Source organism: Campylobacter sp. IFREMER_LSEM_CL1846, from assembly GCF_025772105.1.
In the GTDB taxonomy this organism is placed as follows: domain Bacteria; phylum Campylobacterota; class Campylobacteria; order Campylobacterales; family Campylobacteraceae; genus Campylobacter_D; species Campylobacter_D lari_D.
This window is the reverse complement of record NZ_JAKMRM010000001.1, coordinates 1-12,040: the sequence shown is the minus strand read 5'-3', so window position 1 is coordinate 12,040 and position 12,040 is coordinate 1. Positions and strand designations below refer to the sequence as shown.

The 12,040-nt window shown below is 29.1% G+C and carries 15 protein-coding genes and 1 pseudogene; 8 read left to right on the top strand and 8 right to left on the bottom strand.

Going from position 1 to position 12,040, the window contains the following annotated elements; translation table 11 throughout:
- Nucleotides 1-17: 17 nt before the first annotated feature.
- Both msrP and L8W40_RS00075 read left to right on the top strand, forming a co-directional pair.
- Entirely contained in the window at nt 18-911 is an 894-nt protein-coding gene (gene msrP / locus L8W40_RS00080) for a protein-methionine-sulfoxide reductase catalytic subunit MsrP (protein WP_263664361.1), read from the top strand.
- Nucleotides 911-1,483 carry a sulfite oxidase heme-binding subunit YedZ gene (locus L8W40_RS00075; RefSeq protein ID WP_263664360.1) on the top strand — a complete coding sequence of 191 codons (573 nt, stop codon included), beginning with the start codon at nt 911-913 and terminating at the stop codon, nt 1,481-1,483. Before msrP ends, L8W40_RS00075 begins: the two co-directional genes overlap by 1 nt.
- A 45-nt stretch (nt 1,484-1,528) precedes the next feature.
- Here the strand turns inward: L8W40_RS00075 and L8W40_RS00070 are convergent, their stop codons facing one another.
- The 4 genes from L8W40_RS00070 to L8W40_RS00055 form a co-directional block, all read right to left on the bottom strand.
- Nucleotides 1,529-2,053 (bottom strand): DUF2165 family protein, encoded by a 525-nt coding sequence (locus tag L8W40_RS00070; protein ID WP_263664359.1) that lies wholly within the window; start codon nt 2,051-2,053, stop codon nt 1,529-1,531.
- Between the two features lie 66 nt (nt 2,054-2,119).
- A complete protein-coding gene (locus L8W40_RS00065; RefSeq protein ID WP_263664358.1) occupies nt 2,120-4,240 on the bottom strand; it encodes a heavy metal translocating P-type ATPase in 2,121 nt (706 codons plus the stop codon).
- A complete protein-coding gene (locus tag L8W40_RS00060; protein ID WP_263661033.1) occupies nt 4,230-4,421 on the bottom strand; it encodes a cation transporter in 192 nt (63 codons plus the stop codon). Before L8W40_RS00060 ends, L8W40_RS00065 begins: the two co-directional genes overlap by 11 nt.
- Complete coding sequence (locus L8W40_RS00055; protein ID WP_263664357.1) at nt 4,422-4,967, bottom strand: GNAT family N-acetyltransferase; 546 nt, start codon at nt 4,965-4,967, stop codon at nt 4,422-4,424.
- A gap of 80 nt (nt 4,968-5,047) precedes the next feature.
- Here L8W40_RS00055 and L8W40_RS00050 point away from each other — a divergent pair, with 80 nt between their 5' ends.
- The 6 genes from L8W40_RS00050 (at nt 5,048) to L8W40_RS00025 (ending at nt 8,801) form a co-directional block, all read left to right on the top strand.
- Nucleotides 5,048-5,755, top strand: a complete 708-nt coding sequence (locus L8W40_RS00050) for a YebC/PmpR family DNA-binding transcriptional regulator (RefSeq protein WP_263659021.1) — start codon at nt 5,048-5,050, stop codon at nt 5,753-5,755.
- 11 nt (nt 5,756-5,766) lie between these two features.
- Nucleotides 5,767-6,249, top strand: coding sequence for a peptidylprolyl isomerase (locus L8W40_RS00045; protein ID WP_133318677.1), 483 nt, complete (start codon nt 5,767-5,769; stop codon nt 6,247-6,249).
- 48 nt (nt 6,250-6,297) lie between these two features.
- Nucleotides 6,298-6,726 (top strand): trehalose-6-phosphate synthase, encoded by a 429-nt coding sequence (locus L8W40_RS00040; protein ID WP_263664356.1) that lies wholly within the window; start codon nt 6,298-6,300, stop codon nt 6,724-6,726.
- Nucleotides 6,727-6,776: 50 nt separating this feature from the next.
- Nucleotides 6,777-7,382: a DedA family protein gene (locus L8W40_RS00035; protein ID WP_263660152.1), complete on the top strand. Its 606-nt coding sequence runs from the start codon at nt 6,777-6,779 to the stop codon at nt 7,380-7,382.
- Between the two features lie 127 nt (nt 7,383-7,509).
- On the top strand, nt 7,510-8,286 hold the full coding sequence (locus L8W40_RS00030; protein WP_263664355.1) for a threonine/serine ThrE exporter family protein: 777 nt from the start codon (nt 7,510-7,512) through the stop codon (nt 8,284-8,286).
- Nucleotides 8,283-8,801: a threonine/serine exporter family protein gene (locus L8W40_RS00025; RefSeq protein ID WP_263664354.1), complete on the top strand. Its 519-nt coding sequence runs from the start codon at nt 8,283-8,285 to the stop codon at nt 8,799-8,801. The genes L8W40_RS00030 and L8W40_RS00025 overlap by 4 nt, the downstream gene beginning before the upstream one ends.
- Here L8W40_RS00025 and argS read toward each other — a convergent pair.
- The 4 genes and pseudogenes from argS to L8W40_RS00005 form a co-directional block, all read right to left on the bottom strand.
- On the bottom strand, nt 8,798-10,396 hold the full coding sequence (argS, locus tag L8W40_RS00020) for an arginine--tRNA ligase (protein ID WP_412175449.1): 1,599 nt from the start codon (nt 10,394-10,396) through the stop codon (nt 8,798-8,800). The two genes, L8W40_RS00025 and argS, sit on opposite strands and share 4 nt — an antisense overlap.
- Before the next feature lie 6 nt (nt 10,397-10,402).
- The gene (locus L8W40_RS00015; RefSeq protein WP_133318671.1) at nt 10,403-10,642 is read right to left on the bottom strand and encodes a twin-arginine translocase TatA/TatE family subunit; all 240 of its coding nucleotides are present in this window, start codon (nt 10,640-10,642) and stop codon (nt 10,403-10,405) included.
- Between the two features lies 1 nt (nt 10,643).
- Nucleotides 10,644-11,258 carry a guanylate kinase gene (gene gmk / locus L8W40_RS00010; protein ID WP_263664352.1) on the bottom strand — a complete coding sequence of 205 codons (615 nt, stop codon included), beginning with the start codon at nt 11,256-11,258 and terminating at the stop codon, nt 10,644-10,646.
- Nucleotides 11,255-12,040, bottom strand: a pseudogene (locus L8W40_RS00005) (hypothetical protein); the annotation flags it as partial. The gene gmk and the pseudogene L8W40_RS00005, both read right to left, overlap by 4 nt.

Sequence of the window (12,040 nt, the reverse complement as noted above, 5' to 3'; positions counted from 1 at the left end):
TATATAAAGGATGCTTCATGAATATCACAAACGAACAATTATATAACAAAAGACGCCATTTTTTAAAACTAGGTGCTGGAGCTTTAGTTAGTTCAGCTTTAGTTCAATCTGAATTAATGGCATTAAATTTCTTTCCTGATCCTAATAATGAAAAATTAAATTTAAGTGAAGAAAAAATTGCAACTAATTATGTTAATTTTTATGAATTTTCTACTGATAAAAAAAGAGCTGTTGAGCTTGCAAAAAATTTCAACACAAATGGTTGGAAAATAGAAGTTAGCGGGGAAGTTGAAGAACCTTTGACTTTAACTATGCAAGATTTATTGGCTTTTCCATTAGAAGAGAGAATTTATAGATTTCGCTGTGTTGAAACTTGGTCCATGGTGGTGCCTTGGGTTGGTTTTGAATTGCGTGCTTTAATAGAAAAATGTAAAGTTAAAAGTGAAGCTAAATTTATAAAATTTACCACTCTTTTTGATAAAAATCAATTTGCTGATCAAGCCTCATTTTTTCCAACTCTTGATTATCCTTATGTAGAAGGCTTAAGATTAGATGAGGCTATGCACCCACTAACACTTATGGCTGTGGGTATGTATAAAAAGCCTTTATTAGGACAAAATGGAGCACCGATTCGCCTTGTAGTTCCATGGAAGTATGGCTTTAAAAGTATAAAATCTATTGCAAAAATAGAATTTACCAAAGAACAACCCAAAACCACATGGGAGCTAGCAAACCCTAGAGAATATGGATTTTATGCTAATGTTAATCCAAATGTCTCTCACCCAAGATGGTCTCAAGCAAATGAGCGTCCTTTGGGAGATTTTTTCACTAAGCCTACACAGATATTTAATGGCTATGAAAAAGAAGTAGCGCATTTGTATAAAGATATGGATTTAAAGGTTAATTTTTAATGAGCAAAAAAGTTTATAATATCAGTGGATTTTTAGCTTTTGTTTTAAGTATTGTTTTTAGTGTTTATCAAATCATGCAAGAATTTGATATTGTAAAATCTGTATATTTTTATAGTGGTGTATTTGGCTTAATCTTTTTTGGATTAAGCCTATTTTTTTCACTTTTAAAGTATAAACACACAAAAGATTACCCTAAATTTTTAGGTTTTTATGCATTTTTTTGGGCTTTGATTCACTTTTTTAATTACTTTGCTTTTAGTAAAAATTTAGATTTAATGCTTTTTTTCAAAGATACTTTTAGTAAAAATTTAGAATTTAGTGGTTTTATAAGCTTTTTCATACTCACACTTATGTTTATAAGCTCATTTAAGCTTTTTAAAAAATTAAGCAAGATAAGAAAACTTGGCTATTTTTGCTTTTTACTAGCATCTTGGCATTATTTTTTATCTGCAAAAATACCGCAAATTCCACATTTTTTAGCACTGAGTCTAGCTTTAATTCTCTTGTTTTTTAAATTATGGAATAATTACAAAAAAAGAAGAAATAAATATTTACAAGCTCAATCATTATAAAAACATTTTATATTTTTCACAAACCCTCAACAGAGAGTTTGTGATTTAATCATCGTTTTTAATACTAATATAAACTAATGCTAAAAGCATATAGGTTACTAATCTAGTAGCATCAGGCAAACCATTCCAAGTTTTACTCATCCACATGCCAAACCACTCTGCAGCCACTACTTGAAAACCAAAAAACCATAACAAACAACAACAAGTTAAAGCAATGATTCCAAATTTTTTAGCTTCATGGAAAGTTTTTGCATCTAAATTTCTTGCTTTAAACATATCTAAAGCACCTTTTAAAGCAGTCAGCATAATAAAAGCTTCAAAACAAATAATAAAGGTATAGGCAATATGATGGATCGTAGAATTTGTAATAGCCCTATAAACAATAGCATTACCTAAATAATCAGGCTTAGTATCCATACTCATAACATGTTTTACAAACTGAAAATTTGAATTATAATCAGTTATATTACCAAAAACAACAATAGCAGCCAAAGAGGCAACGGTAAGCAAGATAATCATTTTAGAATATCTTATTACACTCATCATAGAAAAACTACAATTGCAATTCATTAAATACTCCTTTTTGTTAAAATTATATTAATATAATACAACAAATATTAAATAAAACTGAAATATCTAACGCAATCTTAAAGAATTGACTACAACCGTTACCGAACTAAAACACATTGCTAAAGCTGCCAAATGCGGACTAAGACTTATAAATGACACAAGACCTGCCGCAATGGGAATACATAAAGCATTATAAACAAAAGCCCAAAAAAGATTAAGTTTGATGATATTTTTAGTTCTTTGAGAAAGCTCAAAACAATAAGCTATTAAAGATAAATCATCTTTTATCAAAATCAAATCTCCGCTTTTTTTAGCAAGCTCACTTGCTTTAGAAAAACTTATGCTTGCGCTAGCTAAATTTAAAGCAGGAGCATCATTGATACCATCTCCTATAAAAAGAACTTTTTCTTTTTTGATTTTTTCTTTTATGAAATCAAGTTTTTGCTCAGGTTTTAAATCAGAATAATATTCATCAACATTAAGTTCATTTGCTATTTTAGTAACACTTTTTTTATTATCACCACTTAAAATAATACTTTTTATACCTTTTTGTTTTAAATTTGCTATCAAATTTTTAGCTTCGTTTTTAAGTTCATTTTTTAAACAAACCCCACCAAGACAAATATTATTTTTTGCAAAATACAAACATATAGGTGCTTGATCTTCAAATTCTTGCAAAAATTGCTTGCTTTTTTGTATATCAACACTATTTTCAAGCATTAATTTTTCATTGCCTATTAAATATTTATCATCATTTTCCTCATAAAGCAAACCACTACCCACTAAAACACTTAATTTTCCTTGTAAATTTAAATTTACATTCAATTTTTTAGTAAAAGCCTTTGCGATTAGATGTGAGCTTAAATTTTCAATTTGCGTGAGTTTTTGAAAATTTTCTTGAGTTAGATCATGCTTATAAACACTTAAATCATCTTGACTTAAAGTGCCTGTTTTATCAAAAATAGCAAGTTTTATACTAGCTAAATTCTCTAATACCGCTGGATTTTTTACTAAGATAAAATTTCTTGCACCATTTGCTAAAGCACTAACTATGGCTATAGGGGTTGCTAAGCCCAAAGCGCAAGGACAAGAGATTAAAAGAGTGGCACAAGCATGTAAAAATGCTGCGTTGACTCCTTCTTTAAAATACCAAAAAACAAACACAAAAAGCGATAAAACAATAATACAAGCTACAAAATAAGCTGAAATTTTATTAGCTAAATTTGCTAAAGGTGTTTTGATATTGCCTGCTTTAAAAACAAGATCTTTAATTTGTTCTAATGAGCTTTCAATCGCCTTTTTACTAGCTTTAATCTTTAAGCTTCCATTAATCAACACACTTCCTGCTAGAATTTCATCATTTTGCTTTTTCAAAAGTGGTAAAAATTCTCCTGTTAAAAAACTCACATCAACCTCAGCCTCGCCTGCTATAATTACCCCATCAGCAACAACGCTTTCACCCTCTTTCACTAAAATCACATCATTTTCTTTTACAAAAGCACTAGGTATGCTTTTTATACTTGCATCTTCTAAGATTATATTAGCTTTTTTAATATCTATATTTTTTAATTTGTTTTGATATTCTAAGGATTTAAATTTAGCCTTTTCTTCTAAGTATTTACCTAATAAAACAAAGCTTACAATCATCGCTCCGCCACTAAAATACAAATAACCATCTTTACTAAATACCTCAAAATACACAAAAAAAGAATATATAAAAGAAGTAAAAGCACCTAAGGATATCAAGGTATTCATATCTAAATTTTTATGCCTTAATCCTTTAAGAGCGTGGATAAAAAAACCTTTTCCGCAATAAAAAATCGCTATCATAGATAAAAACATTTGAATTAAAGCAGAAACATTTCCTTGAACAAACATTTCAAAATACATCACAATAGAGCTTAAAATTATACTCACAATAAGCTTTGTTTTCATATTTTTAAGCTCTTTGAGTTTAAATTCGTATAAATTTTGCTCTTCTTGTAATATTTCAAAACCCAAAGCCTTAATTTTTTCTTTGATCTTTGCTTCTAAAGATAAATCTTTAAGCAAAAACACTCCACTAGAATTGACATAAGAAACACTTACATCTTCTACCCCATCAATTTTTGCACAAACTTTTTCTATAGCATTAGAGCAATTAACACAGGTCATATTGCCTATTTTTAGCTTTAACTCATGCTTCATCTGTCTCAAAACCTAAATCTTGCAATTGTTTTTTAAACTCTTCAACTTGCTCTACTTTTAAATCAATCTCTATGCTTTTATTTTCAACACTTATTTGCATAGCACCAAATTCATCTTCCAATGAAGCTTTGATTAAATTTACACAACTTTGACAATTAATATTTTTAGTTTTTATAATCATTTATTCTCCTTTTTCTCTGTATTCATATTTATGAGTGTGAAAAATTTTATTTTTTATAAATTTAAAACCCATTTTTTCATAAAGCATTTTTGCATTTATATTTTCATCTTCTACGATTAATGAAAGCTTTTTGCCATTTTTCAAAGCTTCATTGAAGGCATATTCAATCAATTTCTTAGCAATACCTTTCCCTCTTGCCTTTTCATCCACGCAAATACTATCTAAATAAAACTCATTATCACATTCTTTTAAAACTTTTTCATTAATTCCTAAAAATTCTAAATGCTCATTTAAAGGTTTATCTAGCTCATCTGCCAAAGCCCCATCATAAAAACAAATCACACCTAAAATTTCATTATCTTCTTCATAAACATATATATTTTCATAGCTTAAACGATTATTTTCTTGAGTGAAGAAATTTTCTAAAACCTCTATGGCTTTTTGATGATCATTATAGCCACTAAGTTTATATATAAAATGATCCATTGCCAAAGCAAGCAATTGTATACATTTTTTAACATCATCTTTCCTAGCTTTTCTGATCACTCTTTTGCTCCTTTAAAATCAAATTTAGACTTCTTAGTTTATACTTTTAACTTTAAAACAATATAAGAAAGAGAGAATTTATGGGAAGAGCGTTTGAATATCGCAGAGCCTCTAAAGAAGCAAGATGGGATAAAATGAGCAAACTTTTTCCAAAACTTGCAAAGGCTATACAAGTAGCAGCAAAAGAAGGCGGAGCTGATCCTGATATGAATCCAAAGCTTCGTAGTGCCATAGCTACTGCAAAAGCTAATAATATGCCAAAAGACAATATCGATGCAGCTATTAAAAGAGCAAGTGGAAAAGATAGTGCTGATATTAAAAATATCCACTATGAGGGAAAAGCAGCACATGGAGCTTTAATCATTGTTGAGTGTATGAGTGACAATCCTACACGCACAGTGGCTAATGTAAAAGCAATTTTTAGCAAAAATGGTGGAGAAATTTTACAAAATGGCTCTTTAACTTTTATGTTTTCACATAAAGCTGTTTTTCATCTTGAAAAATATGATGGAGATTTAGAAGAACTTGAACTTGAACTCATTGATGCAGGACTTGAAGAACTTGAACAAAATGAAGAAGAATTACTAATTATAGGTGATTACACTGCTTTTGGTGAACTTAGTAACGCCATAGAAAAAAAAGACTTAGTGCTTAAAAAAGCAGGACTTGAATATCTTGCTAATAACCCCGTAAGCTTTAGCGAAGAGCAACTTCTTGATATTGAAAAATTGCTTGATAAATTAGAAGATGATGATGATGTACAAGCAGTTTATACCAACATAGAATAGGAGCAAAAAAAATGCTTAAAAAAATCGACATAAAAGATGCAAAAAAATACAATTTTGCTATCATTAGCACCGAAAAAGGCGATATGAAATTAGAATTATTTCCCGATGAAGCACCACAAACTGTGTGTAATTTTGCTAATTTAGCCAATGAAGGTTTTTATGATGAGCTTGTTTTTCACCGCGTGATTCCAAATTTTGTAATACAAGGTGGCTGCCCTTATGGTATAGGTTCAGGTGGCCCTGGTTATGAGATAGAATGTGAATGTGACGATCAAAAACACAAGCACTTAAGAGGTAGCTTATCTATGGCTCATGCCGGTAGAGATACAGGTGGTTCACAATTTTTTATTTGTCACAGCCCACAACCTCATTTAGATGGAGTGCATACTATCTTTGGACAAATCAATCCTGAAGACAAAGAAAGTTTAGAAGTACTAGATAGCATTAGAGCAGGAGATAAAATCAAAACTATCCAAATTTTAGAAAAACTTTAATTTTACATCTCCTTAAAATTGTGCTATGATTTTTTAAGGAGATTAGTTATGCATTTTATTTTTATTTGTATTCATCTTATCTGTGCTATATTTTTTATAGCCTATGTATTTTTTGATGTTTGTGTTTATTGCTTTGCTTATAAACACGAAAGCAAAGAAGATTGCGATAAAATTAAAAAAGCCTATACCAAGTCAAGTATTTTTATTTTTGCTAGTATTTTTATCTTGCTTTTATTGAGTGGTTTTTATCTTTTAAGTTTTTATGAATTTAATTCTTTTTGGGATTTTTTTGCAAGCAATTTTGGAGTATTTTTATTTATCAAGCTTTTGCTGCTAATAACAATGTTAGTTTTAACTTGTTATTCTTTGTTTTTTATAAAAATTTTAAAAAGAAAAGATCCTTTAAAATCTCACTTGATTGCATTGATTTTATGTATTTTAATAGTCATTTGTGCAAAAGCCATGCTATATTTTTAAAACATTAAAACTAAATTTATATCATTAGTTTAAAAAATTAAAGGGTGTTTATGCTTGGTGATATTATAGATTTTTTACTTACTCTTGCAAAAGATTGGGGTTATTGGGGGATTATCTTTCTTATGTTTATAGAAAGCTCCTTTTTTCCTTTTCCTAGTGAAGTAGTCATGATACCTGCTGGATATTTAGCTCATCAAAACGAACTTAACTTTTGGCTATGTCTACTTTGTGGGACTTTTGGAGCTCTTTTGGGTGCTTTATTAAATTATTACTTATGTTATTTTTTAGGGCGTAATGTTGTTTTAAAAATATGTAAATATTTTGGAGTTAATGAAACAAAATTTGCTCAGTTTGAAGCCTTTTTCAATAAACATGGTGAAATATCAACATTTAGTGGTAGATTAATCCCTGGATTGCGTCAATACATTTCTTTACCTGCTGGACTTGCAAGAATGAATTTGAAAAAATTTATATTTTATACTAGTTTAGGAGCTGGAATTTGGTGTTTAATTTTACTTATATTAGGTTATATTTTAGGTAAAAATGAAGACTTACTTAAAGAATATCTACATTTTGTTATTATTGCTTGTATTATTTTTATAAGTATGCTTTTAACTATCTATATTTATATACAAAAAAAGAAAAATCACACTTAAATTTTATTAACTTCCTTAAATTACCTAGTGCATATGTTTTTAATATTTTTACAAAAATATTTTAAATTTATAAGATTTTATATTTTAATTTTGATAAAATCTTTAAAAACTATTTTAAAGAATATTTATGCAAAAACCATCAATTCAAAATTTAACTAATTTTTTAATCGAATATATTAGCGTTTTTCTAAGTGCAGGAACTTACACAGCAAGAGTAGCAAAATGCGTTGGAAGGATAGCTAATGCGTATGGTTATGAAATTAATATGAATTTTTTCTTTCATCATACTACGCTAAATATTTTTGATAAAGATGATAACTCTATACAAAGAACCTACATCATACCTAACAAACACAACCATATTAATTTTAAACTTATTTTAGAACTTAGTGCATTAAGTTGGCAAATTCATGATCATAAATATAACCTAGAAGAAGCCAAAATTTCTCTTTTAAAACTCAAACAAACCAAAAGAAATCCTTTTTTAGCTAATTTATTTTTAGTTTCAGCAGCAAATTCGGCCTTTTGTAAGCTATTTGGGGGAGATTTTTATGGATGTTTATTTGTATTTTTAGCTACTTTGGTTGGTTTTAGTTTGAGAGTTTTACTCACTAGAATAAAAATTGATTTAAGAATTCAATATATTTTTTGCTCTTTTTTATCTTCTTTTATTGTGTTTTTTGGAGTAAATTTAAAACTTATACAAGAAGCAAATATTGCTTTGGGTTCTAGTATCTTGTATTTAATACCTGGAGTTTATTTTATAAACTCAATTATAGATATTTTAAAAGATCACATACTTATGGGTTTTAGTCGTATTATTAGTGTGGCGATATTGGTATGCTGTATTGCTATTGGAATTTATACCACTCTTAGCATTAGTGACTTTGGAATTTTAAGATGATTGATTATTCTTCTATACTTTGGGATATGTTTTTTGCAGCTTTAACAGGATTTGGTTTTGCTTATGTGTGCAATCCACCCTTTAAAACACTCATACTCTCAGCCATATTAGCCGCCATAGCACATGGTATGCGTTTCACTCTAATGGGATATTTTGGCTTTCAAACTTTAGCTATTGCGACCTTTATAGCTTCTTTTAGCATAGGTTGTATTGGTTTGTTTTTGGCTAAGATTTTTAAAACACCTGCTGAAATTATAGCTTTTCCCGCTCTTATCCCTATGATACCCGGAATTTACGCATACAAAGCTATATTGTATTTGATTTCTTTTATACGCTCAGAGGATATTGGCGAAAAAACTAATTTTTTGATTCATTTTTTTGATTATTTCTTTACAACACTTTCGGTAACATTAGCTCTAGCAGTAGGAGTAAGCATAACCTTGCTTTTATTTTTTGAACAAAGCTTTATGATGACAAGAAGTATTAAAAAAAGCAAAAATCACGATCAAAATTAATCGTGATTCATTTTATTCTTTGCCTCTATTCCCATAAGCGCAAAAGCTGTTTTAATACTCAAGGCACATATGGCAAAAAGTTTTAAAAGCTCATCTTCATTGCTTGAGCCAACAACTTTATTTTCATTATAAAATTTATGAAATAAAGAAGCTAAATTTTTTAAATAATCAGGAATTTTTTGCAAGGCTCTTGATTCGAATGCATCATTAAGTACTGCTTTTAAATTTAAGCTTTCAAACAAAAGATTCATACCATCTTCGTTTAAACTCTCAAATTTAGCATATATAACATCATTTACACTCTTACCTGCTTTGGCAAATACTTGATGAATTCTCGCATGAGCATAATTAATATAATACACAGGATTAGAGCTATCTTCTTTTTTAAACTCATCTACATCAAATTCCAAATGCGTATCACATTTTTTACTGATAAAAATATATCTTAGCACATCACTACCAAGTTCTTCTAAAACATCACCCATTAAAATGAAATTTCCTGCTCTTTTACTCATCTTATAAGGCTCGCCATTTTTTAAGAGTGAAACCATTTGTGCTAAGATAATTTCAAGATTTTGACTATCATGACCTAAAAATTCCATAGCAGCTTTCATTCTAGCTATATAGCCGTGATGATCAGCCCCCCATATATTGATACACTTATCATAACCACGACTCATTTTATCTTTATGATAAACTATATCAGCAGCTAGATAAGTTCCTCTTCCATCATCTTTAATAATCACACGATCTTTTTCATCACCTTTAGCACTTGATGTAAGCCATATTTTACCATCTTGCTCATAAGTACCACCATGCTCTTTTAAAGCTTTTAAAGTATTTTCTAATTCACTATAATAGCTTGTTTCACTCACATAAGTATCAATAAATATCTTAGCAACGGCTAAATTTTGCTTAATAATTTTTAGCATTTTATCCTTAGCCCAAAGCGCTAATTGTGGAATATTTCCTTCTATAAAAAAATCTTTTTCAAATTCAGCAAAAGCCTCTTTTGCTACATCTACGATATATTCACCTTTATAATACTCATCAGGATATCGAACTTGCTCTTTTAAACAATGCTCTTTTACTGCAAGCAATATAGAAAGACCCAAAAGATAAATTTGATTACCCGCATCATTAACATAATATTCTGTATCAAATTTATACCCTAAATGTCTAGCAACCCTAGTTAAAGTATCACCAAAAATAGCCCCTCTAGCATGCCCTATGTGTAAAGGTCCTGTTGGATTTGCACTAACATATTCAAGTAAAAAACTCTGCTCTTTTTTTTCATCTTTTGCAAAATTTTCACTATCACTCAAAGCTTGCGTAGCCAAAGAATTTAAAAAAGCCTTTGAAAGCTTAAAATTTACATAACCATTTAAAGCCTCTACACTTTCAAAACAATCACAATCTTTTAACTTAGCAACAATATCATTAGCAATTATTATAGGGTTTTGCCTTAATTCTTTAGCTAAAGAAAAAGCCAAAGGTGTAGCAAAATGGGCTAGATTTTTATTCTTAGGATTTTCTAAGATAAAATCTCTTCCTAGTTTCTCTTTAATTTCTTTATAAACTAAAGTTTTCAACATATCGCCTTAAGCTTTTTTTGTTTCTTCATTATTTTCTTTTACTAGCACATCTTTTTCGTTGATTTTTTCAATTTTTTGTGCATCTTCTTGAACGATTTTTTTATCATCATCAGTATTCATTTCATCTTTAAAAGTTTTAATACCTTTTCCTAAACCTTTAGCAAGCTCTGGAATTTTTTTAGCACCAAAAAGTAATACTACAATAAGTAATATAATTAACCATTGGGTTCCACTTGGCATATGCATTTTATTCTCCTTTATTCCATTGAATTTGAATTTGTTTTAAATCATGTTTTGTACTTTTTAATTTTGAAGCTTCAAAAACTGCTTCTAACTTCCTATAACTTTTTTCTAGATCATCATTTATGATTAAAAAATCATATCGATCCAAATAAGCCATTTCATCACTAGCATTTTCTAATCTTTTGCTAATATCTTCTATTTTATCAGTATTTCGCTTAAGCAATCTTTTTTCAAGTTCTTTTTTATCTTTAGTTGTGATAAATACAGAAGTAATATATTCGGGCATTTTTTCTTTAGCTATGCAAAAGCCTTGCACATCTATATCAAAAATGACACTTTTACCCTCTTGCAATGCTTTTTTTACAGGAATTAACGATGTACCATAGTAATTTTTATGCACTAAAGCCCATTCTAAAAAATCACCTTTTTCTATACCTTGTTTAAATTCTTCTTCACTGATAAAAAAATAATCTACTCCATTTTTTTCATTTTCCCTAGGAGCTCTTGTTGTGCTTGAAATAGAAAAATAAATATTATCTTTTTCTTTAAAAAGTTTTTGAAGCAAGGTACTCTTACCTGCTCCACTTGGCCCTGAAATAATTAAAATTTGACCGCTCAATGTTTATCCTCATCAAAGCTTATATTGATGTTTATATTCATCTTCATACCTTTCAAGGCTGCCTTTAAAGTATCATCAGTAATACTTGAAGTAATGGTTTGAGCTATACTCTTACTAAGCTCATTTACCATTTCATCTTCTTGTAAATTTTCTATTTTTTCTTGAGTGCTTAATCTATTTTCTTCTCTCTTTTCTACAATAGCTGGAGCAAGCTCTTCGCCTAAAGCCAACATAATATCATTTTCATTTAAATTTGCAAACTCATCTTGTGTATCGTCTAAAATTTCGCTCATATTTTCCTCTATATTTTCCTCTATATTTTCCTCTATATTTTCCTCTATATTTTCCTCTATATTTTCCTCTATATTTTCCTCTATATTTTCCTCTAAATCTAAAACCTGCACATTTTCATTATTACTTGCTTCTTGAGTATCAAAATCTTGCATTGTTTCCTCGTCAAGATCGTTTAATTCTTCATCAAGTTCATCAATAGCAGCTAATTCTTCTTTTATTTTATCTTGAGTGCTTAATTCTTCTTCAGGCTCAAAATCCATAGCCTCATCTTCTAAAAGTTCTTCTACTAAAGGTTCATTTTCTTCTACAACACCATCATCTTCTTTTATTTCCCCTATAAATTGAGCATCCTCAGGCAAATCATCAAAACTCATCTCTTTTTCGCCCATTTCTTCAACCATAGGCAATTCATCAAAAGAATCCATTTCGGCAGGATTTTCTTCTATATTTTCTTCTATATTTTCTTCTATATTTTCTTCTATATTTTC

Coding starts and splice junctions, on each gene's coding strand:
- msrP (WP_263664361.1), top strand. CDS start 18: ATGAATATCACAAACGAACAATTATATAACAAAAGACGCCATTTTTTA.
- L8W40_RS00075 (WP_263664360.1), top strand. CDS start 911: ATGAGCAAAAAAGTTTATAATATCAGTGGATTTTTAGCTTTTGTTTTA.
- L8W40_RS00070 (WP_263664359.1), bottom strand. CDS start 2,053: ATGAATTGCAATTGTAGTTTTTCTATGATGAGTGTAATAAGATATTCT.
- L8W40_RS00065 (WP_263664358.1), bottom strand. CDS start 4,240: ATGAAGCATGAGTTAAAGCTAAAAATAGGCAATATGACCTGTGTTAAT.
- L8W40_RS00060 (WP_263661033.1), bottom strand. CDS start 4,421: ATGATTATAAAAACTAAAAATATTAATTGTCAAAGTTGTGTAAATTTA.
- L8W40_RS00050 (WP_263659021.1), top strand. CDS start 5,048: ATGGGAAGAGCGTTTGAATATCGCAGAGCCTCTAAAGAAGCAAGATGG.
- L8W40_RS00045 (WP_133318677.1), top strand. CDS start 5,767: ATGCTTAAAAAAATCGACATAAAAGATGCAAAAAAATACAATTTTGCT.
- L8W40_RS00040 (WP_263664356.1), top strand. CDS start 6,298: ATGCATTTTATTTTTATTTGTATTCATCTTATCTGTGCTATATTTTTT.
- L8W40_RS00035 (WP_263660152.1), top strand. CDS start 6,777: ATGCTTGGTGATATTATAGATTTTTTACTTACTCTTGCAAAAGATTGG.
- L8W40_RS00030 (WP_263664355.1), top strand. CDS start 7,510: ATGCAAAAACCATCAATTCAAAATTTAACTAATTTTTTAATCGAATAT.
- L8W40_RS00025 (WP_263664354.1), top strand. CDS start 8,283: ATGATTGATTATTCTTCTATACTTTGGGATATGTTTTTTGCAGCTTTA.
- argS (WP_412175449.1), bottom strand. CDS start 10,396: ATGTTGAAAACTTTAGTTTATAAAGAAATTAAAGAGAAACTAGGAAGA.
- L8W40_RS00015 (WP_133318671.1), bottom strand. CDS start 10,642: ATGCATATGCCAAGTGGAACCCAATGGTTAATTATATTACTTATTGTA.